This is a genomic window from Mycolicibacterium hodleri, from assembly GCF_025822245.1.
GTDB lineage: Bacteria > Actinomycetota > Actinomycetes > Mycobacteriales > Mycobacteriaceae > Mycobacterium > Mycobacterium hodleri.
This window is the reverse complement of sequence record NZ_JACKTL010000070.1, coordinates 43,844-65,613: the sequence shown is the minus strand read 5'-3', so window position 1 is coordinate 65,613 and position 21,770 is coordinate 43,844. Positions and strand designations below refer to the sequence as shown.

The window sequence follows — 21,770 nt, the reverse complement described above, 5'->3', positions numbered from 1 at the left end:
CCTCTACCGCGAGATCTCGGCGACCGATGGCTGCCACGACAGCACGCTGCTCAACGGGCGCCGGGGGGTGGGCGGTGGCACGTCGTCCAGTGCCGGGACCAACCCGACCCGGATCAAGACTTGGGGCAGTGGGTGTCCGGTGAGCGCACCAACCATCTCGCGGGCGGCGGGGACCTCGGTCAGATGGGTCAGGGGGCACGTCGACAGACCGGCCATCGTGGCTTCCAGGAGGGTCGCGGACAGCGCTTCCCCGCACGCGAGGACGTCACGGCGGGTGTCGCCGAGCGCGGACAGGACGAGGATCTTCGAGCGGTCCTCGGTGACCTGCGCCCGGCGCTGGCCGTGATGGGTGACCGGAAAGGCACGGCCGACGTCGACGCGATCACTTTCGGCCGCCGACACCAGCGAGCTGTGGGGGATTCCGTCGTCGGTGGCGAATGGTCCTGTCCACCAATCCAGTTCGGCGTGGTAGGGAGAGTCGTAGAGGCGCAGCGCCTCGGTCAGCGCTGACGCTTCGGCGAGCCGGCCACGGGAATCCTCCGACAGGACGGCCAGGTGTGCGCGATCGCCGTCGACGGCCGCCTGCAGCAGCGGTTCGACGGCGCCCCAGTGTTCCGGCGCTGCGAAGGGTAGGCGATCGGTCCGCCTCGCGAGGATCGCGTCGGCGCGGCGGCGGTGACCGTCGGTGACGTACTCCATCGGAACGAAGTCCACCGTCGCCAGATGGGCGCTGTCGTTGGGGTTCGGGTAGTAGTCGACGTTGGCGACCCACCCGGCCGCCGCCATCGCGACCCCGAGATGGTCGAGCACCGCCCCGCAACTGATCAGTGCCTGCCGACCCGAGGAATCGGTGTCCACCAGGCGGTCACGGTCCAGGAAGAGGTGCAGAACCCCCGCTCCCCTCCCGACGAACCGCCAGGGCTGGCTGTTGTGAAATGACGGAGCGCGGCACGCGAGGTGCACGGCGTCGGCGATGACACCGCTGGGCGCCATGGGTTTCGACACGATGATCCCTTCAGTCGTGTGGGGAGACTGGCCAACTGACGTCGCCGATCACGCCGAAGGTGGGTTCGCCTTCCGCGGCATGTTCGCGACGAGCGGAGTGTCGACTCCGACCCGCCCGAGGGTCGCCGCACCGTCGGGGGAGCCCAACGGTGCGTCGCGGCCGGGCAGTACCTGACTGAAGAACGCGGCGTTGTCGGCGAGGTGCTGTTGCTGATCGTCAGGCAGGTCGGTCTCGTAGTAGATCGCATCGACGCGGCAAATCAGCTTGCAGGCACCACAATCCACGCACTCGTCCGGATTGACGTAGAGCGACCGGTCGCCTTCGTAGATGCAGTCCACGGGGCATTCCTGCACGCAGGACTTGTCCATGACGTCGACACAACCGCTTCCGATCACATAGGTCATGGTGGAAGAGCCTAGGAACCGCACTAGCCGCCGACGAGGGCCCAACGGCCAGTGGTCGTGGGACGAAAGTCCCTGCCGACGGATTACGCGACGGCCGCGCCGACGAGGTGTCCGATGACGAAGGTGATGCCCAAGGCCAGCCCTCCGCCGACGACGTTGCGGGTCACCGCACGCTGCCTGGGGGCCTTGCCGAGCGTGGCCGACGCCGCCCCGGTGACGACGAGTGCCACGAGCACCGCCACGACGGTGACGGGTATGCGCAACGAATGCGGTGGTAGCAGGATCGCGATCAACGGGAGGAGCGCGCCGACGGTGAAGGACACCGCCGAGGAGAGGGCGGCCTGCCAGGGATTGGTCAGGTCGGTGGGGTCGATGCCCAGTTCCACATCGACGTGAGCGGCGAAGGCGTCGTGGTCGGTGAGTTCTTCGGCGACGGTGCGGGCCGTCGCGCTCGACAAGCCCTTGGCCTCGTACAGCGCCGCGAGCTCGTCCAGTTCGGCAGCCGGGTCGTCGCGCAGCTCCCTGCGTTCTTGGCCGAGTAGGGCGCGCTCGGTGTCACGCTGGGTGCTCACGGACACGTACTCGCCCAACGCCATCGAGACGGCCCCGGCGACGAGTCCGGCGACCCCCGCGGTCAAGATCGGGCCGGGTGACGCCGACGCCGCGGCGACCCCGACCACGATGCCCGCGGTGGAGACGATGCCGTCGTTGGCGCCGAGGACGCCCGCGCGCAGCCAGTTCAGCTTCGAGGACACCGAACCCACATGAGGCTCGGCAGGATGCGGACTCGTCGACACGGGGCAACGCTAGCGGTCCAACCGCACATCCGCCAGCGAACCTAGGCTAGCCAAAGTGGACCCACGCATCGGCCGTAATCAGCTCGCGCACAGCCGCGTTCAGTCGTCACGCTGGTGACGGGCCGGACACGTCAGTGCGTGGCGTGCTGGTCGCAAACCAGGACTGCGCAGTCGCTGTCGCGCAATGCGGCGTAACTCGCGGTTCCGATCATCTCGGCGACACCGTGCGCTCGGCGGCGGCCGATGAGGAGGAGCTGGATCGAATCGTGGTGGTGGGAGAAGTAGTTCAGCAGGGTCCCGCGGACGGCGACGGGGACGACCTCGAGCTCCGGGTGCTGCCGTCGCGCACAGGCAAGGCGACGGTTCACCTGAGCCCGAATCCTCCGATTTTGTTCGGCGACGGCGCGAACGTCGTGCACGTCGGTCACGTCTGCCTGCCAGACGGAGATGACGACCAGGGGTGCGTGGCGCAACAGCGCTTCGTCGATGCCGAGGCGCAGCAACGCGTCTCCGTCGGACGAGCCGTCGAGCTCGACGACGACCGACTCGTGCAAACCCGACGACGGACGAGATTGGCGGACGATGGCCAAGGGACAGTGCGCGCCGTCGGCGAGTCCGAGCGCCGTCGAGCCGAGACGACCCGACGCCGCACCCGCGGCCCCCACGGAGCCGATGCAGAGCATGGTGGCGCCGCGGCCAGCCTCGAGCAACCGGTGGACCGGCCGCCCCCGCAGGACTTCGAGGTCGATCCGGACGCGTGTGGTCGGCGACCCCGCCGAGGCGAGGCCGAGCCGCACCGCAGCGTCGGCCGCCGCGAGTGCTCGCCCCGCCGCCGTACCGTCTCGTGCCGTCGTGTCGTCGACCACCGATACCAGGCGCAGCGGAACGCCTCTGGCGACTGCCTCGTCCGCCCCCCACGACGCGGTGGCAAGGGCCGAGCGAGATCCGTCGACGCCGACCACCACCGAGGGTGTCGGGATATTGAGCTCTCGCATGTGCGTACTCCCAGTTCGGTTGTGACGTAGTCGATTACGTCCGGGTAGCCCGCTCGACGTCGGACGCCACGAAGAGCATGGAGTGGTCGGGGCATCCCTGGATCGGGTGGTAGCTGCTGCTTGCCAAGCCGCTGAGGTGCGCGGTGTCGGCCTTGGGCAGGACGGCCAGTTGCGTTGGCCGCCGGTCGTCGGTGCAACCGGGGCGGCGTCCCATTCCGTCCGCGACGATCTCGACGGTAACGTCGGGAAAACGACGGACCCAGCTGTCGAGCCGATGGTCGACCTGACGCACGACGGCGTTGCGGAGCCGGCCCTCGCGCATGGCCTGCGCGACGACGGCGTCGTTGCCGGGGTCGTCGTCGAGGACCACCGAGACGACGCCGGAATGCCCTGCGCCGGTGAAGTCCTCCGGGCGGATGACGGCCACCGAGCAGCTCGCACGTTCGACGATCGCGACGACGTCGGCCTCCAGCGGACTGCCGGCGCGATGACTCGTGCCCAGACAGATCATCGCCGCGCCGCGTGATTCCTCCACCAGGACGTCGCGTGTTTCGCCGTAACGTATTACTTCGTCGACGCACGTTGCCGGCGCCTGGTTCTCGACCGAAGCCCTGGCGCAGCGCAAGGATTCCTCCGCCTGAGGCCGCTCGTGGTCGTCCCGGATCACGGCCACCAGCCGCACCGCAACGCCGCGGCCGGAGGCCTCGATCGCCGCCCACGATGCCGCGGCACGCGCGCCCATGGAGCGGTTGACGCCGACGACGACGTCTCCTTCTGGAAGATCCATGTGACGGGTGCCGAAGTCCATGTCCCACGGTCGCTCGGGCGGCGCGGCCGTCATAGAGTCGTTGGACTCCTCTTCACGGTCACCCTTGGCGCCGAGCCGTTCCGCTGGCGCCGTCGGTGCCTCGTCGCGGTGCTGACTTCCGCCCCGTTCGTCTTGGTGTCCTTCGGCCCTCGGCCGTCGGGGGATCAGTCCTCGGTACGGGCGGGGCGGCCGTGCTTGGAGGCGAAGACGGCTGCCTGGGTGCGTCGTTCCATGCCGAGCTTGGCCAGCAGACGCGAGACGTAGTTCTTGACCGTCTTCTCGGCGAGGAACATCCGGGCGGCAATCTGTCGGTTGGTCAGACCCTCGCCGAGCAAGTCCAGCAGGATGCGTTCCTGGGGGGTCAGCCCCTGCAGCGGGTCGGCGTGGTCGGTGGCCCCACGCAACTTGGCCATCAGGGCCGCCGCGGCCCGGTTGTCGAGCAAGGAGCGGCCCGCACCGACGTCCTTGATCGCCCTGGCGAGCTCCATCCCCTTGATGTCCTTGACGACGTACCCACTGGCCCCGGCCAGAATGGCGTCGAGCATCGCCTCGTCGGAGGTGAACGACGTCAGCATCAGGCATCGCAGCTCCGGCATCCGCGAGAGCAGATCGCGACACAGCTCGATGCCGTTGCCGTCGGGCAGCCGAACGTCGAGGACGGCAACGTCGGGGCGAAGGGCGGGAATGCGCGCCATGGCGTCGGCCACCGTGCCCGCCTCACCGATCACGTCGAGGTCGGGATCGGCACCGAGCAGATCCATCAGGCCGCGGCGGACGACCTCGTGATCGTCGACGAGGAACACCGTGACCATCGCTGCGCCCTGCCCGCTGGGGGTCACCGCACCGACCGCGGAATCGTCGACCTGCTGGCCATTGTGCCTGGAGTACGTCATGGTGTGGCGGACTCCGCACGGGGCGGTGTCGGGCAGTCGTGATCGCCGAACGGCGGCGAAGCCTCGGGCATCTGGACTCCAAGCGGTTGCGGGATGGTCATCCCACGATATTCATGCGCCGGGCGACCGGACAGAGGCGTAAGTCCTCTCCCGACGAACGTTGCACCGTGCTCGCCCATCCCGAGGACCTAGGGCCCTGGCGCCAACCGGGTGTCGGGAACGAGAGTCGACACCACGAGTCCCGAACCCAGGAGCGCCCCATGAGCCACCACGAGCACGACGAGACCACCTACCCCGTGACGATCACCGTTCGTCACCACGACGACCACACCAAGGCCAAGGCGCACCTGCACTGGCGCTACGTCGATCTGGTCGGGGTGGGAGACGCGGAGATCGATCCCGACGACGACTACCCCAAGCGGGTCGGCGAGGAACTCGCCGTCGCACGGGCATTGACGCACCTGACCCGACAGTTGTTCGTCACCTCCGCCGGCGACATCTCGTCGGTCACCGGTGAAGACGTGTCGGTGCGCTGAACGACCCTGCGAGCGGAGACGTGACTCAGATCGGGTTGCGCAACACCGCGGCACCGTCGAAGCGGCCCGCCTCCAGGTCGGCGAGAGCTCGTTGAGCACCTGCGAGGGGATACTCGTGGGTTCTCACCTGCAGGCGATGCTCGCCGGCGAATCGAAGGAAGGCTTCCCCGTCGGCGCGGGTATTCGCGGTGACGCTGCGGATCTCGCGTTCGTAGAACAGTTCTCGCTCGTAGTTGAGCACGGGAACGTCGCTGAGGTGGATGCCCGCGATGGCAAGAATGCCGCCGCGGTCCAGGGCGCGCAGGGCTGGCGGCACCAGATCCCCGACGGGCGCGAAGAGGATGGCACTGTCCAACGGCTCAGGCGGTGCGTCGCGGGCCCCGGTGACCGACGCCACGCCGAGTTCGAGCGCCAAGCCTCGTGCCTGCTCGCCGCGCGTCATCACGTGCACCGTGGCGCCCATGGTCAGCGCGATCTGCGCGGTCAGGTGAGCGCTTCCCCCGAAGCCGTAGATACCGAGCCGGCCGCCCTCGGGAAGGTCGGCGCGTTGCAGGGCGCGGTAGCCGATGATTCCCGCACACATCAGCGGTGCGAGTTCGACGTCGTCGTAGCCCGCAGGCAGGCGATAGGCGTAATCGGATGGCACCGTGCAATATTCGGCATACCCCCCGTCGTCGTCCCACCCGGTGTAACGCGAGTAGGGACAGAGGTTCTCCGCACCGCGCAGGCAGTAACGACACCTGCCGCACGTCGAACGAAGCCACGCGACGCCGACCCGGTCGCCGACTGCATGATCGGTGACACCGGCTCCCAGGTCGACGACCGTCGCCACGACCTCGTGCCCGGGAACCACCCGCTGGCGGTGGACCGGCAGGTCACCCTCCGAGACGTGAAGGTCCGTGCGGCACACACCGCACGCGTCGACGTGGACGAGGATCTCTCCATGCGCCGGCCGTGGGATTGGCTTGCGTTCGTAGCGAAGGGGATTCGACCGAATCGGGCCGGGCGTCGCGACCACCCAGGCGTTCATGGTGTCGTCGGGCGTCATGGTGACCTGCGATTCACGGTGGGATGGAGGGCGCCGTGGACTCAAGGATAGAACGCCGACACGCATCGTGGTCGCCGTTCACGACATGGTGCGATGACGCGGGTTTCGCGTGCTCGATCTGGGACGTTTGCCTCTATCGGACGGCGTCGGGTGCTGCCTAACCTCGCGACATGAACACGAGACGTGGGTGGCTCCCGACGGCCATGGTGGAAGTTGCGGAGGCGCAGTCATGACCAGCTTGGGGGCGGGACCGGTCGCGGCGATGAACGAACCCGAGAGCTGGGCGCGGTTGGCGGGCAGCACACTCGGGCGGCTCGCCATCAGCGTCGACGGTCAACCGGACGTCTTCCCGGTGAACTTCGTCGTGCAGCATCGGTCGATCTTCATTCGGACGGCGGAAGGCACCAAGCTGGCCGGCGCGGCGGTCAATCGACGAGTGGCCTTCGAAGTCGACGAGCACGACACGGTCCAAGGATGGAGCGTGGTGGTCAAGGGCCACGCGCGGATCATGACGTCGAGCGACGAGCTTGCCGCCGCCGAGCGTGCCCAGGTGCTGCCGTGGATCACCACTCCGAAGGAGCAGTTCATCCGAATCACGCCCTCCGACATCACCGGTCGCACCTTCCGCTTCGGCGGCGACTCGAACGGCGGTTCGGGCTAGATCCTGTCCAGCGGGACGAACCAGTGCACGCGAGTGCCACCATCGGGACCGGCGTCGATCTGACAACCGCCGCCCAGAAGTTCGGCTCGGCGCCGCATGTTGGTCAGCCCGCTCCGTCTTGGGTTGGCCGCATCGATGCCGCAGCCGTCGTCGGTGACGTCGACGGTGAGCTCGTCGGCGACCTCGACGGATACCGCGAGGTGCTGGGCGCCGGAATGTCGGACCGCATTGCTGACGGCCTCGTGGACGACCGACGTCGCATGCTCGGCGACCTCGCCGTCCACCACGCTCAGCGGGCCCGACATGCGCACGGTGGTCTCGATGTCACGATCCTCGGTGAGGGCTGCGACGGCGTCCTGAATTCTCTCGCGGAGGCCGGCCTCCGGCTCGGGCGACTGCAGGGCGAAGATCCTGCTCCGAATCTCGTCGATGGTGCCCTGCAGCTCGTCGACCGTCCGACTCAGCCGTCGCGTGATCTCCGGGGACCGGGAACGAGCGATCGTGCCCTGCAGGTCCATTCCGGCCGCGAACAGCCGCTGGATGACGTGGTCGTGCAGGTCGTGGGCGATGCGCTCGCGGTCGGAGATGACCGACAGCTGCCGCGCCTGTTCCCGGCTCTCGGCCAGGACCAGGGCGACGGCGGCATGGTCGGCGAAGTCGCTCACCAGGTCGAGAAGACTGTCGTCGAAGGGAGCGTCGCGCTGGTTGCGCGCCACCACCAGGACGCCGAGTGTCTGGTTGCGACGAGCACGCAGCGGCATCACGATCGCCGGCCGCTGGCCGACGTCGGTGAACGCCTGGATGGGATGCCGGAGCGACGCGGTGATCAGCGGAGTACCCGATCGGAAGACGCCGCCGGTGGTCGAGCCCTCCACGGGCACCTGCTGACCCATGACCTCGTCGGCCGACAATCCCACCGCGGCCGACACCACCAAGGTCTCGACCTCCTCGGCGGGCAGATCGGCGTCGCTGGGCACCAGCACGATCGCCTGCTCGGATCCGGTCAGTGCACACACCTGCTCGGCGATCATCGTCAGCGGCCGGGCCACCGGGCCGGCTTCGGAGACCAGCGCCGTCGTGATCGATCGACTGGCCTCCATCCACTCGCCGGTCATGCGTACCCGGTCGAACAGCCGGGCGTTGTCGACGGCGACCGCGGCGGCCGACGCCAGTGCCCGCGCGGCGACTTCGTCGGAATCGGTGAACACCGGGTTGGCAGTCGGTTCGGTCAGGTACAGGCTGCCGAAGTTCTTCTGGCGGATCGTTATTGGCACCCCGAGGAACGCGCCCATCGGCGGATGGTGCTCGGGAAAGCCCACCGCGGCGGGGTGTGTGCCCAGATCGTCGAGGCGCAGGGGCTCGGGGTAGTCGAGTAGCACACCGAGGACACCCTTGCCGACCGGTAGGTGGCCGATCCGCTCCGCGGTCGCCGGCTCGATCCCCGAGTGCACGAAGGACAACAACCGGCCGTCGTCGGCTCGAACGCCCAACGCGCCGTAGCGAGCTCCCGTCAGCTCCATCGCGGCGGTCACGATGCGGTGCAGGGTCGCGTCGAGCTCGAGATCGGAGGCCAGGCCGACGATCACCCGCAGCAGACGTTCCAGCTGGTCACGGGAGGCCACGATCTCGTCGAGTTGGGCGTGCATGCTGGCCACCCGCCCGGGCCGGCTTAGCTCGGAAAAAGTGAAATCGCCGTCGTCGTGGACCATGAGCCAACTCACCCGCCGAGTTCTAGGGACTCAGATCGTAACGTGCCTCTCGCCACCGCCGTTAGGGGAGCCCCGCGGGCCGGACGGAGCTTCGTCGGGGCAATCGCCCCCTGATTCAGGGCACTTCGACTCTGCCGACGCTCTCCGGTTGCTGGTCCAATGCACACCAACGGCAAAGGAGCAACATGGCAACGAGCGAGACCCGCGCCCCGGTCGTGGTCGGGGTGGACGGGTCCGTGGGCGCGACCGACGCCGCACGCTGGGCAGCGGCGCTCGCGGATGGACTGCACGCACCGCTACACATCGTCACCGCCACACCGTATGTGGGGCACGCGCCGTCCGAGGTCGCCATGGCGGCGCGGTCGGCAGCCATGGCCGACCACCACGACTGGGCCGACCGGTACCTCGAGGCCGCGCGGGCAGCCGTCCACGCCGATCGCCCCGATCTGACGGTGACGACCGCATCCTCCACCGAGTCGGCTGAAGATGCGCTCGCCACGGCGACTCGGTCCGCGCGGCTCCTGGTGCTGGGCTGCGACGACGTAAGCGCACTGGGGGCGCTGCTCGTCGGTTCCACCGCGTTGGCGACACTGGCCCGCGCGCACTGTCCGGTCGTGGCGTGGCGAGGTGGGTCCGTCGCACCGTCCCACCGGCCGATTCTGGTGGGCGTCGACGGGTCGGGACGCGACGGCGGTGCGTTGGGGCTGGCATTCGAACTCGCCGATCGGCTCGACGCTCCGCTGTGGGTCGTGCACTCCTGGGCACTCAAGGGATTCGCCCAAGTGCACCGACCGAGCGTGGTCGACTGGGACGCCAACACCAAGGGGCAGTGGGCGCGGCTCGACGAACTCGTCGAACCGTGGCACGAGCGACATCCCGCCGTACACGTCACGCGGATAGGGGAGTCCGCCAAGGCAAGTCACGCCCTGGCGCTGCACGCCGCCTGCGCCCAAATGGTCGTCGTGGGACGTCGCCGCCACGATTCCCTGGGACCCGGAGCTCTGGGGTCGACGGGGGCCAACCTGCTGCACCACTGTGCAGTCCCAGTCATCCTGTGTCCCTTCGACACTGGCGTTCGGGCCGACGGCCGTCCAACGGAGGTTGTGGTGGAATGAACACGCACTTTCCCGGGCGCGAGACGCTGGGCAGCGCGCTCGCGTTGGCCACCAGGGCACCGTCCGTGCACAACGTCCAGCCATGGCGGTGGAAGATCGGCCCGGCGAGCCTTCACCTGTACCTCGACGCCGACAGGCAGCTGGTTCACACCGACCCCGACGGACGGGACTCCATGGTGAGCTGCGGCGCCACTCTCAACCACTGCGTCGTCGCGCTCGCCGCCCTCGGCTGGCACAGCAAGGTCCGTCGCCTTCCCAATCCCGCAGAGCCGACGCACCTCGCGTCGATCGAGTTGCAGCCCTACGTCGCCGGAGACGTGGACATCGCTCTGGCGGCGGCCATCCCGAGGCGTCGCACCGACCGTCGGCATTTCAGCGGGTGGCCGGTGGCCCATGCCGACGTTGCGCTGATGGGCATGAGAGTGGCCCGAACGGGCATCGTGATGCGACGGATGAGTCCGTCGACGGAGCTGCGGGCCGCCCTCGCGCACGCCGTCTGGCACCACGCCACCGACGCCGAGTATCTCGGCGAACTGACGATGTGGAGCGGCCGCCACCGGTCCGTCGCCGGGGTGCCCGCACGCAACACTCCCGAGTCCGACCCGGATTCCCCGGTGCCCGGCCGTCTGTTCGCGGGCCCCGGGTTGGCCCAACCCCCCGACGCCGCCGCGGCCGACGACCACGGCGAGTTGTTGGCCTTCGGCACGGTCGACGACGACGACCTGGCTCGACTGCGGGCCGGCGAGGCCACCAGTTTGGCGATCCTCACCGCAACCTCACTGGGCATGGCGAGTTGCCCCGTCACCGAGGTGCTGGAGGTCGGCGAGACGCGTGACGCGATCCGGGCCGACGCATTCGACGGTGAGGAGTTTCCGCAAATGCTGGTGCGCGTGGGTTGGCCGCCGGTCAACGCCGACCCGTTGCCCGCCACGCCGCGGCGCCCCCTAAGCGAGGTGGTGTGCCGGCTCGACGGCACGTCGTGGTGGTGACGCCCGTGCCCCGCATGCCGGTCATCGTGGCCCGGTCGCGGTGACCCCGCGACCCATCCGAAGGGTGTCCGTCGTCGAATAGCAGGATGATCGGTGAGGCCCAGCACCGTCGACGTATCCGTGCCTTCGACACGTAGGACATGACATGCCCGCAGCCACCGCGATCCACTTCTTCCTCGAACTGGCGGTCATCCTCGCGACCTGCCGGGTGGTGGGGGTAATCGCCAAGCGGGTCGGGCAGCCGCAGGTCGTGGGGGAGATGATCGCGGGCGTCGTCCTCGGGCCGTCGCTGCTGGGCGAGCTCGCTCCCGGGGTGCAGCAGGCGTTGTTTCCGCCGGGGCCCGCCAACGTGGTGCTCTACACCGTGGCCCAAATCGGCCTGGTCCTCTACATGTTCCTCATCGGGCTCAACTTCGACGTCGACCTGATCAAGCACCGGGCCGGCACCGCGGTGGCGGTGTCGACGGCGGGCATCATGGCACCGCTGGTTCTCGGTGCGCTCGTCGCCGTGCCGTTGCTGGCGGACGGGGACTACTTCGAAGACGGCGTCACTCCGGTGATGGCCATGCTGTTCCTCGGCGCCGCGATCGCGATCACCGCCTTCCCCATGCTGGCCCGCATCATCTTCGAAAAGGGCTTGTCGGGAACGTCCCTGGGTACCTTGGCCCTGGCCTGCGGCGCCACCGACGACGCGGTGTCCTGGTGCATCCTCGCCGTCGTGCTCGCCATGAATCGGGACCATCCCGCGATGGCCGTGGTCGCGATCGGCGGCGGCGTGCTCTACACCGTGGTGGTCATGACGATCGGACGACGGGCACTGCGCGTGCTCGGTCCGATGGCCGAACGCCACGGCACCGTCACCCCGCCCATGCTGAGCGTCGTGCTGATCCTGCTGATGGCCTGCGCGTGGTTCACCGACGTCATCGGGATCTATGCCATCTTCGGTGCCTTCATCCTGGGCGTCGCGATGCCGTCGGGCTTCTTCGAACGTCATCTGACCTCGCGCCTCGAGCCGCTCGTCACCACGTTCCTGCTGCCCATGTTCTTCGTCTACTCCGGGCTCAACACCCACATCGGCCTGGTGAACACGCCGACGCTGTGGGCGGTGACGCTGGGGCTCGTGCTCGTCGCGATCGCCGGCAAGGGCATTGCCTGCACGCTGGCGGCACGCATGAAGAAGGTGCCGCTGCGCGAAGCCGTCGCGCTGGGATCGCTGATGAACGCGCGCGGCTTGATCGGGCTGATCCTGCTGAACATCGGGCTCGAGGCCGGCATCGTCACCCCCACGCTGTTCACCATCCTGGTGCTGGTCGCGATCGTCACCACGCTGATGGCCTCGCCGATCTTCGAATACGTCTACGGCCGCCACCGCGTCGTACCGCAGTCGGCAGCGGTGACGCCGTGACGGCCGTTGTGACGAAATGCTGACGGTGGCCGGGATCGGGCAAGGTTCCTCGCGACAGCCGGGGGCGGGCGGGGACGCCTCCACGCAGCAAGATCAACGTCCGGCCCGCCGATCCCCGACGGTCGGCCGCAAACGGAGCGGGCGTCCGTTCGGGCCAGCCGGGGCCCCACCGTCGGATAACGTCGGCCGCACTGGGAATCCTCGTCGACCGAGGAAGGGGAACGCATGGACGTGTCACAACTGAACGCCGAGACCCGGGCCGCCCTGGCGCGGCGCATCAGGACACAGTTGGCGGAGTCGGACACCGCCGCCGAGCGCGGCACGGCCGATCACGACGTCGCCGTCATCGGGGGTGGCATCGCGGCGCTGACTCTGGCCTTGGAGATCCGCCGCGCCCGCCCGGCGACGCGCATCGTGATCATCGAACCGACGTCGCGCCCGGTCCCCGAGATCACCCACACCGTCGGGGAGTCGACCGTCGAGGTGTCCGCGCTCTACCTCGGGGAGCGTCTTGGTCTCGCGGATCACTTGCAGAGCTCGCAGATCCGGAAGATGGGTCTGCGCATGTTCTTCTCCCACGACGGAAACACCGACATCACCCAGCGGATGGAACTCGGGAGTTCGAGCTTCGTGCCGCAACCCACCTATCAAATCGACCGTGGTCGGCTGGAGAACGAACTCACCGACCGGTGCGCCGCGGCGGGCGTCGAGTTCTGCCAGGGCCGGGTCCGCTCGGTCGAGTTTGGCACCGACGGTCGTCCGCACGAGATCGCGACGCAGAACGGCGACGCCGTCGCCGGCACCACGGCTCGCTGGGTGGTCGACGCGTCGGGACGGACCCGGAAGCTGCCCCGCCAGCTGGATCTGAAGCTCCCCAATGAGCACCACTGCAACGCCGTGTGGTTCCGGGTGGCGGCCGAGATCGACCTCGCGAACTGGAGCGACGACCCGCTGTGGCAGTCACGCCTAATCGAAGGCAACCGGTCGATGTCCACCAATCACCTGATGGGCGAAGGCTATTGGGTCTGGCTGATCAGACTTGCCTCGGGTGCCACCAGCGTCGGCATCGTCGCCGACCCCGCGTTCCACGCCTTCGAGGGCATCAACGGCCTGGACAAGGCCAAGTCGTGGCTGCGCGAGCACGAGCCCCAGTGCGCGTCGGAACTGGCCAAGTACGACGACCTCATCATGGACTTCCGAGTCATGAAGAAGTACAGCCACGGCGTGAGCAAGATCTTCGACGGCCGCGAGCGCTGGGCGGTCACCGGTGACGCCGGGATCTTCCTGGACCCGCTGTACTCGTCGGGACTGGACCTCGTCGCCATCGGCAACGGGCTCATCACCGACATGGTCACCCGCGACCTCGACGGCGAGGACGTCGCGGCCCGATCGGCGATCGACGACTCGCTGTTCCGGTCGCTGACCGAGATGTGGCTGGCCATCTACCGGGACCAGTACACGCTGATGGGGACGCCGAACGTGATGACCGCCAAGGTCATCTGGGACATCGCGTTCTACTGGGGGTTCGTGGGCTTCCTCTACGGCAACGGACGATTCGTCACCGTCGCCGACGACCCCGAGGTGGTGCCGTACCTGGAGGGCCTCATCGAACTGAGCAACCGCGTTCAGCGGTTCTTCCGGGAGTGGGCGTCGGTGGAGGGCAACGCGTCCTCGGCGCAGTTCGTGGATCTCTACGCGCCGCTGAACTTCATGGTCACCCTGCACACGGCGATGATGGGGACTGCCCCCAGGTTCGCCGAACGGTTCGACGCCAACGCCCGGCTGCTGCGCCAGGTGGCGGGGCAGTTGATCGAGACGGTGCTGGCGGAGAAGGCCAAGGTCTTCTCCGACGACGGCGTCATGCGGCAGGTGCAGGCGTGGCAGCGCGATCCGCTTCTTCGAGAGCTCCGGTCGGTCTACCGCAGCGAGCAGGCCGTCAACCCGATCAGTTCCGAATGGATTCTCACCAGCTCTCTCGAACTGACCTGACGCCGCCCCATCCGACGCAGCCGTCAATACGAAGAAATGACGAGCCCTGCACCGCGCGAGCGGCAGGGCGATTCGTAGTTCGACAGAGGTTCAACACAGAGGGTGGGGGGCAAGGACACGACATGCTGACGGAAAGAAGCGGTCACGAACCCTTGGCGATCGTCGGAATCGGATGCCGCCTGCCCGGTGACGTCACCTCCCCGGAGAGCTACTGGGAGTTGCTGTGCAGCGGAACCGACGCCACGCGCGTGGTGCCCGAGTCGCGCTGGGACGCCGCACGCTTCCACGACCCCCACCCGGGCAAGGTCGGCAAGATGGTCACCCGCCGAGGCGGATACCTCGACGACGTGGACCAGTTCGATCCGCAGTTCTTCGGCATCTCGCCGCGAGAGGCCCATCTGCTCGACCCGCAGCAACGCCTCCTGCTGCAGGCCACCTGGGAGGCGCTCGAAGACGGGGGGATCCCCGCAGACTCCTTGGCCGGCGCCCAGGTCGGTGTGTTCATCGGCGGCTTCACCCTGGACTACCAACTCCTGCAGAACCAGGGCCGCACCAGCCGCTACCGATTCAAGACCCACTCGTCCACCGGAATGATGATGACGATGTTGGCGAATCGAATTTCGTTCGCCTTCGACTTCCGCGGGCCGAGCATGACGGTCGACACCGCCTGTTCCAGTTCGCTGGTCGCGGTGCACCTGGCGGCGCAGAGCATCTGGAACGGCGAGTGCGACATCGCCCTCGCCGGCGGCGTGAACGTCATGCTGGGACCCAACACCGCGATCGCGGAATCCAAGAGCGGGTTCCTCAGCCCCGACGGGCGGAGCAAGGCCTTCGACGAATCCGCCGACGGCTACGCACGGGGTGAGGGTGGCGCGGTCGTCGTCGTCAAACCCCTTGCGCAGGCGGTGCGCGACGGCGACGAGATCTACGCCCAGATCCTCGGCACGGCGGTGTCGCAGGACGGCCACACCGACGGCATCACCGTGCCCCGCAAGGAGGCCCAGGAAGCCGCCATCGTCGACGCCCTCCGCAAGGCGGGCGTCGAACCCGCCGAGATCGGCTACGTCGAGGCGCACGGCACCGGCACGCCCGTCGGAGACCCCGTCGAGATGCGGGCCCTGGCCAGTGCGCTGGCCTCGGGGCGGCCGGCGGGCCAGCCCCTGCTCATCGGGTCGGTGAAGACCAACATCGGACACCTCGAGGCGGGTGCGGGCGTGGCCGGGCTGATCAAGACGGCGTTGGTGCTCAAGCACGGATTCGTGCCCGCAAACCTGCACTTCCATTCTCCCAGTGGGGGACTCGACCTCGCCGAACTGGGCATCGACGTTCCCACGACCGGTCGACCCTTCCCCGAGTGCGAGCGGCGCATCGCCGGGGTCAACTCGTTCGGATTCGGGGGCACCAACGCCCACGTCGTGCTCGCCGAGCCGCCGGTGGCCCCCGAGGCCGGCGACCAGCCGTGTGTGACCGCGCCGTCGACGATGCTTCCGATCTCCGCGCGCAGCGAGGAGGCCCTGGTGGCGACGGCCCGCCAGCTGGCCGACCACGTGGGCAGCCATCCCGAGGTCACGCTGGGCGATCTCGCGTACACCCTCGGGCAACGTCGGGCCCACCTGAACCATCGCCACACGCTGATCGCCGACGACATCGCCGACGCGCGGGCCCAGCTGCAGGCGCTCGCCGACGGCGGACAGATCTCCGCGGGACGGACGAACCAGGTCGCGCCGAAGCTCGCCTTCGTCTGTACCGGCATGGGCCCCCAGTGGTGGGGGATGTGCCGCGGGCTGCTCGACGTGTTCGACGTCTTCACCGAAAGCGTCGAGCGCACCGACCGCGAGTTGTCCCGGTACACCGACTGGTCACTGCTCGAGGAGCTCCGGCGCGACGAGGCGAGTACGCGGATGGGCGAGACGGAGTTCGCGCAACCCGCCAACTTCGCCATCCAGGTCGCACTGGCCGCGCAGCTCGAGCACTTCGGAATTCGTCCCGACGCGGTGATCGGGCACAGTGCCGGCGAGGTGGCCGCCCATCATCTGGCCGGTCTGCTGAGCTTCTCCGACGCCGTCCGGGTGATCTACCACCGCAGCCGACTTCAACAGCGAACCAGCGGAATGGGGCGCATGCTCGCCGTCGGCCTCGACGCCGAATCGCTCGTGGCCACGGTCGACCAGAAGACACTCGACGAGTTCACCCGACGGGTGTCGATCGCCGCGATCAACAGCCCGTCGGCGGTGACGATCGCCGGCGACGCCGACGTACTCGACGACGTCGCCCGCCAGCTGGATGCCGCCCAGGTGTTCAATCGCCAACTCGCCGTGAAGGTTCCGTACCACACCCACTACATGGACCTGGTGAAGGACGAACTCCTCGACGCCTTCGAGGGACTGTCCTCGAGCCAGTCCACGATTCCCCTCTACTCGACGGTCACCGGCGAACTGCTGGACGAATACACCGCCGGCGCCGCCTACTGGTGGCAGAACACCCGTGCCACGGTGCTCTTCGAACCCGCTTTGCGCAGGCTGCTCGACGACGGATACACCCACTTCGTGGAGCTGGGCCCGCACCCGGTGCTCGCGGCGTCGATCTTCGAGACCGCCGGAACCGAGAAGGCCCTCGTCCTCGCCACCCAGCGGCGCAACGACGACGACGGTCGGACGCTGCTGAATTGCGTTGGCGCCCTGCACTGCAACGGTCACGAGGTGGCATGGGACGCGGTGAATCCCCGGGGGGCCGCGCAACGGGTGAAGCTGCCCTCCTACCCGTGGCAGAACAAGCGCTACTGGAACGAGACGCCGGAGGCGTCGGAGGACCTGCACTTCGCCCCGGTCCATCCGCTGCTTGGACAACCGGTGAGCGGCGTACGCCCCTCGTGGGAAGCCGAGTTGAGCGCGTCCCACTTTCCGTTCCTCGCCGATCACCGCGTGCAGGGAAGCGTCGTCGTGCCGGGGGCGGTGTACGTCGAGATGGCGTTGGCCGTCGCGAGGGAGCACTACGGGACCGACCTCGCCGTCGACGATCTCGAGTTCCGTCGTGCGGTCATCCTCGACGAGACCTGCGATCCCATCATGCGGACCACGCTGAACGAGGACAACGGCACCCTGGAGTTCGCGGCGTTCACCGCAACGCCCGACGGCGACGTCAAGTGGACCATCACCGCCACCGCCGCACTGCGGGCCCTGCCCACTCGTCCGGCCCGCCGCGACGTCCCGGGTGACGACGAGGTGATCGCAACGTCCGGTGACGAGTTCTACGTCAGGACCGAGGGCCTCGGCTTCGGGTACGGCGAGGCGTTCCGCCCCGTCACCGAGATCGTGGGCGGTGCCGACTGGTCGGTGGCCCGACTCGCCGTGCCGGAGCCCATCGCCGACGAACTCGACGACTACCGCTTCCATCCCGCGCTCGTCGACGGTGCATTCCACACGCTGTTCGGCACCATGCTTCTGGGCCAAGACGGACCGTCCGACCCGTATCTTCCGGCTCGGATCCGGCGCAGTGCCGTCTACGCACCGCCCGAAGCGAAGATGACCGTGGACGTTCGGGTGGTCTCGGCGACCACCGAGCGCATCGAAGCCGACGTCACCGTCCGAAACCAGCTCGGCGAACCGCTCGCCGTGTTCGACGGGTTCACGGTGGAGTCGCTGAGTTCCTCGTCCCGGATGTCGCCCGAGCGCGTCGACAAGGGTCTCTACGAGATCCATTGGTGTGAGAAGACCGAGGAACCCCACGGGTCCGCGGTGGAGAATCAGTCCTGGCTCGTCCTCGTCGACGAACGCGGCGTCGGCGCCGCCGTCGCCGAGACCCTGCGCGGCCGTGGTCACCGGGTGCGGACGGTGGCCCACGGTCCCGTCACCGCCGTGGCCGAGACCGACGACGGGTACGTGGTGAATCCCGCACGCGCCGAACAACTGTCGCAGCTGCTCACCACGCACCTCGACCGCGACGCGGACCTCACCGGCGTGGTCGACTGCTGGCCAGTCGACGTCGTCGCAGACCCCGCCGACGCGGCGACCGCCGACGCGAATCTGCACGTGGGCCTGTTCACGGTGATGCGCCTGGTCACCTCACTCGCCACGCACGAGACCGTCGCACCCCGCCTCTACCTCGTCACCGCGAATGCGCAGGCGGCGCCGGGCACCGCCTCCTGCGTGGCCGACCAGGCCGCGGTGTGGGGGCTTGGACGCGTCATCGGTCACCACGAGTTCGCCGAGCGGTGGGGCGGTCTGATCGACGTGGACGACGCCGACGACGTGGGCGAAACCGCCACGCACGTCTGCGACTACGTCCTGTCGCAGGATCCGGAGGACCAGATCGCGATCCGCGGTCGCGACGTCTTCGTGCCCCGAATCCGCGTCGCCCAAGGCCTGACGAAGGCCTTTCCGACCACGCTGACCCCCGACGCGACCTACGTCGTCACCGGAGGTGTCGGTGCCCTGGGTCGCACCGTGGCGACCTACCTCGCCGAGCGCGGGGCCCGGCACATCGTGCTGTTGAGCCGAAGCGCGGTCCCCCCGCGGACCACGTGGTCGACGCTGACCGAGGACGACGGCCAGTTCGCGACGGTCGACGCGATCAGGGCCGTCGAGCGACTCGGCGCGCGGGTGAGCACCGCCAGCGTCGACGTGACCGACGTGGCGCAGGTGCAGGCGTGGTTGGCCGACCACGTTCGTGAGGGCGGCCGGCCCGTCCGCGGGATCATCCATGCCGCGGGGACGGTTCACGACCAACTGCTGATGAACATGAGCGAAGAGGACTTCGCGACGGTGTTGGCGCCCAAGATGATCGGCACCCGGGCGTTGCACGACACCTTCGCGGACCACGAACTGGAGTTCTTCGTCATGTTCGGTTCGGCGGGCTCGGCCATCGCGTCACCCGGCCAGGGCAACTACGCCGCCGCGAACGCGTACCTCGACGCGTTCGCCCACCGCCGGCAAGCTCGGGGTCTGCCCGCGCTCACCATCGGATGGGGCCCGTGGTCGGTGGGGATGGTCGAGGAATTGAAGCTGGAGAAGGTCTACGCGCACCGGGGCATCGAGCTGATCACCCCGTCGGCGGGAGCCCGGATCCTCGACCGTCTCCTCAACCAGAAGGCGCCACAGGTCATCGCGATCACCGCGGACTGGGGTCGAGCCCGCCAGGTGGGGTTCAGCGCCGGGTTGCCGAGGATGTTCGCCGAACTCGAGGCCACCGAAGTGCCGCTGCACCAGGGTGACTCGGACTCGTCCCTGCTGGAACTGCTCGCCGGCCTGACGGAATCCGAACGACTCGGCGTGGTCACCGATCAACTTCGCCGCACCGTTGCCGGCGTGTTCGACTGCGCCGTGGAGGACATCGAGCCCCACGACATCCTCGACGACGTCGGCCTGGATTCGATGATGGCGATGGACTTCCGGATCCGGATCAACACGACCTTCGCCATCGACCTCCCGGTCCTCGAGATCCTCCGCGGGGTGAGCGTGGACTCACTGGCCGTTCGCGTGCTCGCCGAGGTCGACTCACTTCACGGCGCGGACGCCGCGGTCGCCGCGGAGCCGGCCGACGACGACGTCGACGGGCTGATCGACGCGCTCTCCGAGGACGACCTCCGACGACTGCTCCTGGAGCTCGAGGGCGAGTCCGCCGAGCAGGAACCGGGCCGCTGATGATCCACGCGGACACGTCGTCAGCGGTGCGGGTGCGGGGTCTGTCCAAGTCCTACCGTCGGACATCGGCGGTTCGGGACCTCGATCTCGACGTCGACTACGGGGAGATCTTCGCGATCCTCGGTCCGAACGGCGCCGGGAAGTCGACCACGATCGAGATCCTCGAGGGCAACCGGAAGCGCGACGCCGGCGAGGTGTGGGTACTGGGGGAGGACCCTGGCACGGCGGGCCGCAGCTGGCGGGCCAAGGTCGGCATCGTCCTGCAGGAAGCCAGTGACGCCGGAATGCTCACCGTGAACGAAACCGTCCGGATGTTCACCAATTGCTATGGCACGTCCCGGGTTCCGAGTGATGTTCTCGAACTCGTCGGGCTCGACGCCGTCGCAGGCAAGAGGGTGCGAACGCTGTCCGGCGGGCAGCGCCGCCGCCTCGACGTGGCGCTGGGCATCGTCGGGATGCCCGATCTGCTGTTCCTCGACGAGCCGACGACCGGGTTCGACCCCGAGGCCAGACGTCAGTTCTGGGACCTGATCCGGCTGTTGGCGGCCGACGGCACCACCATCGTGCTGACCACCCACTATCTCGAGGAGGCGGCCGCGCTTGCCGACCGGGTCGCGGTGATCGTCGGCGGCCGGGTGGTGGCGGTGGACTCGCCCACGCGACTCACCGGGCACGTCAGCGCGGCGGCGACGGTTCGCTGGGTCGACGCCGACGGGGAGCACGTCGAGAAGACCGACCGCCCCACCGATCTCGTCAAGACCCGCAGTCAGGACGGCGCGGAACTGGACCAGCTGACGATCACCCGGCCTACGCTGGAAGACGCCTACCTGCACCTGATCGGGCAGGCCTGATGGCGGCGGTCGAACGCGACCACGTCGTGTCGCCGCGGCACCGCGCCCCGGCGGCGGAGGCGCCGTTGCCGTCGGCGCTGCGGATCGGGTTGTCCCGGGTGGTGCCCGAGCTGAAGATGTTCTACCGCAGACCCGAACAGGTGGCGTTGACGTTCTCGATGCCCGCGGTGATCTGCGTGCTGCTCGGCTCGATTTTCACGGCGAAGTTGCCCAACAGCGACACCAGCACGGGAGCGGTCATCGCGGCGAGCATGCTCGCCTACGGAATTCTGTCGACGTCGTTCATCAACTTGGGCATCAGCATTGCGGCCGACCGCGACACCGGCGGCCTGCGGCGGCTCCGGGGAACGCCGACGACCGCGACGTCGTACTTCGTCGGGAAGATCGTCTTGGTCGCGGTGGTCAGCTTCGCCGAGGCCGTCATCCTCCTGGCGGTGGGGGTGCTGGTCTTCCACCTGCACCTGCCGACGGACGCGGGCGAATGGTTCACGCTGGCATGGGTCTTCGTGCTGGGCACCACGAGTTGTTCCCTGCTGGGCATCTTCATCAGCAACTACGCCAGCAACGCGGTGTCGGCCGCGGTGATCACCAACGGGCCGTCGGTGGCCCTGCAATTCATTTCCGGTACCTACGTGCCACTCGTCGTGCTGCCGGCGTGGATGCTGACCATCGGGTCGATCTTTCCCATCAAGTGGATGGCCCAGGGATTTCGCTCGGTTCTCCTGCCGCCGGACATGGTCGTCTTCGAGCCGGCCGGCAGCTGGGAGCACTGGCGAATCTTCTTGGTGCTGACCGCATGGAGCGTCGGCGGCCTGATCGGCTGCCTTGCGGTCTTCCGGTGGTCTGACGAGGGGTGACTCGCAGGCTCACCGCGGCCCGCGCGACGGGTCGTGAACGCGTGGCCACTGGCCCACGCGTTCACGAC

The 21,770-nt window shown here is 68.5% G+C and carries 17 protein-coding genes; 9 read left to right on the top strand and 8 right to left on the bottom strand.

Annotated features, from left to right (window positions below):
* Window positions 1–3: 3 nt before the first annotated feature.
* From H7J06_RS29290 to dosR, 6 genes are all read right to left on the bottom strand, one after another.
* Entirely contained in the window at window positions 4–1,005 is a 1,002-nt protein-coding gene (locus H7J06_RS29290) for an Acg family FMN-binding oxidoreductase (protein ID WP_372515430.1), read from the bottom strand.
* Window positions 1,006–1,053: 48 nt separating this feature from the next.
* On the bottom strand, window positions 1,054–1,410 hold the full coding sequence (fdxA, locus tag H7J06_RS29285) for a ferredoxin (RefSeq protein WP_264043055.1): 357 nt from the start codon (window positions 1,408–1,410) through the stop codon (window positions 1,054–1,056).
* Between the two features lie 83 nt (window positions 1,411–1,493).
* Entirely contained in the window at window positions 1,494–2,207 is a 714-nt protein-coding gene (locus tag H7J06_RS29280) for a VIT1/CCC1 transporter family protein (RefSeq protein WP_264043053.1), read from the bottom strand.
* Window positions 2,208–2,338: 131 nt separating this feature from the next.
* Window positions 2,339–3,202 (bottom strand): universal stress protein, encoded by an 864-nt coding sequence (locus tag H7J06_RS29275; protein ID WP_264043051.1) that lies wholly within the window; start codon window positions 3,200–3,202, stop codon window positions 2,339–2,341.
* A gap of 34 nt (window positions 3,203–3,236) precedes the next feature.
* The gene (locus tag H7J06_RS29270) at window positions 3,237–4,043 is read right to left on the bottom strand and encodes an adenine nucleotide alpha hydrolase family protein (protein ID WP_264043050.1); all 807 of its coding nucleotides are present in this window, start codon (window positions 4,041–4,043) and stop codon (window positions 3,237–3,239) included.
* 131 nt (window positions 4,044–4,174) lie between these two features.
* Window positions 4,175–4,822 (bottom strand): hypoxia response regulator transcription factor DosR/DevR, encoded by a 648-nt coding sequence (dosR, locus tag H7J06_RS29265; RefSeq protein ID WP_264043136.1) that lies wholly within the window; start codon window positions 4,820–4,822, stop codon window positions 4,175–4,177.
* A gap of 341 nt (window positions 4,823–5,163) precedes the next feature.
* On the opposite strand from dosR, the gene H7J06_RS29260 reads away from it, so the two are divergent.
* Window positions 5,164–5,439, top strand: a complete 276-nt coding sequence (locus tag H7J06_RS29260; protein ID WP_264043048.1) for a dsRBD fold-containing protein — start codon at window positions 5,164–5,166, stop codon at window positions 5,437–5,439.
* A 25-nt stretch (window positions 5,440–5,464) separates the two neighbouring features.
* Here the strand turns inward: H7J06_RS29260 and H7J06_RS29255 are convergent, their stop codons facing one another.
* Window positions 5,465–6,469, bottom strand: a complete 1,005-nt coding sequence (locus H7J06_RS29255; protein ID WP_264043134.1) for a zinc-binding alcohol dehydrogenase family protein — start codon at window positions 6,467–6,469, stop codon at window positions 5,465–5,467.
* A gap of 247 nt (window positions 6,470–6,716) precedes the next feature.
* On the opposite strand from H7J06_RS29255, the gene H7J06_RS29250 reads away from it, so the two are divergent.
* The gene (locus tag H7J06_RS29250; protein ID WP_264043046.1) at window positions 6,717–7,148 is read left to right on the top strand and encodes a pyridoxamine 5'-phosphate oxidase family protein; all 432 of its coding nucleotides are present in this window, start codon (window positions 6,717–6,719) and stop codon (window positions 7,146–7,148) included.
* Here H7J06_RS29250 and H7J06_RS29245 read toward each other — a convergent pair.
* The gene (locus H7J06_RS29245) at window positions 7,145–8,794 is read right to left on the bottom strand and encodes a GAF domain-containing sensor histidine kinase (protein ID WP_264043132.1); all 1,650 of its coding nucleotides are present in this window, start codon (window positions 8,792–8,794) and stop codon (window positions 7,145–7,147) included. The genes H7J06_RS29250 and H7J06_RS29245 overlap by 4 nt on opposite strands.
* 248 nt (window positions 8,795–9,042) lie before the next feature.
* Between H7J06_RS29245 and H7J06_RS29240 the strand changes: the two genes are divergently transcribed.
* From H7J06_RS29240 to H7J06_RS29210, 7 genes are all read left to right on the top strand, one after another.
* Window positions 9,043–9,972, top strand: a complete 930-nt coding sequence (locus H7J06_RS29240; RefSeq protein ID WP_264043045.1) for a universal stress protein — start codon at window positions 9,043–9,045, stop codon at window positions 9,970–9,972.
* Window positions 9,969–10,961 carry an Acg family FMN-binding oxidoreductase gene (locus tag H7J06_RS29235; protein ID WP_264043043.1) on the top strand — a complete coding sequence of 331 codons (993 nt, stop codon included), beginning with the start codon at window positions 9,969–9,971 and terminating at the stop codon, window positions 10,959–10,961. The genes H7J06_RS29240 and H7J06_RS29235 overlap by 4 nt, the downstream gene beginning before the upstream one ends.
* 145 nt (window positions 10,962–11,106) lie before the next feature.
* Window positions 11,107–12,366 carry a cation:proton antiporter gene (locus H7J06_RS29230; RefSeq protein WP_264043041.1) on the top strand — a complete coding sequence of 420 codons (1,260 nt, stop codon included), beginning with the start codon at window positions 11,107–11,109 and terminating at the stop codon, window positions 12,364–12,366.
* A gap of 225 nt (window positions 12,367–12,591) precedes the next feature.
* Complete coding sequence (locus H7J06_RS29225) at window positions 12,592–14,355, top strand: NAD(P)/FAD-dependent oxidoreductase (protein WP_264043039.1); 1,764 nt, start codon at window positions 12,592–12,594, stop codon at window positions 14,353–14,355.
* Between the two features lie 122 nt (window positions 14,356–14,477).
* Window positions 14,478–19,994: a type I polyketide synthase gene (locus tag H7J06_RS29220; RefSeq protein ID WP_264043038.1), complete on the top strand. Its 5,517-nt coding sequence runs from the start codon at window positions 14,478–14,480 to the stop codon at window positions 19,992–19,994.
* Window positions 19,994–20,845: an ABC transporter ATP-binding protein gene (locus H7J06_RS29215; protein ID WP_264043036.1), complete on the top strand. Its 852-nt coding sequence runs from the start codon at window positions 19,994–19,996 to the stop codon at window positions 20,843–20,845. The genes H7J06_RS29220 and H7J06_RS29215 overlap by 1 nt, the downstream gene beginning before the upstream one ends.
* Window positions 20,845–21,702, top strand: coding sequence for an ABC transporter permease (locus H7J06_RS29210; RefSeq protein WP_264043034.1), 858 nt, complete (start codon window positions 20,845–20,847; stop codon window positions 21,700–21,702). The genes H7J06_RS29215 and H7J06_RS29210 overlap by 1 nt, the downstream gene beginning before the upstream one ends.
* Window positions 21,703–21,770 lie beyond the last annotated feature (68 nt).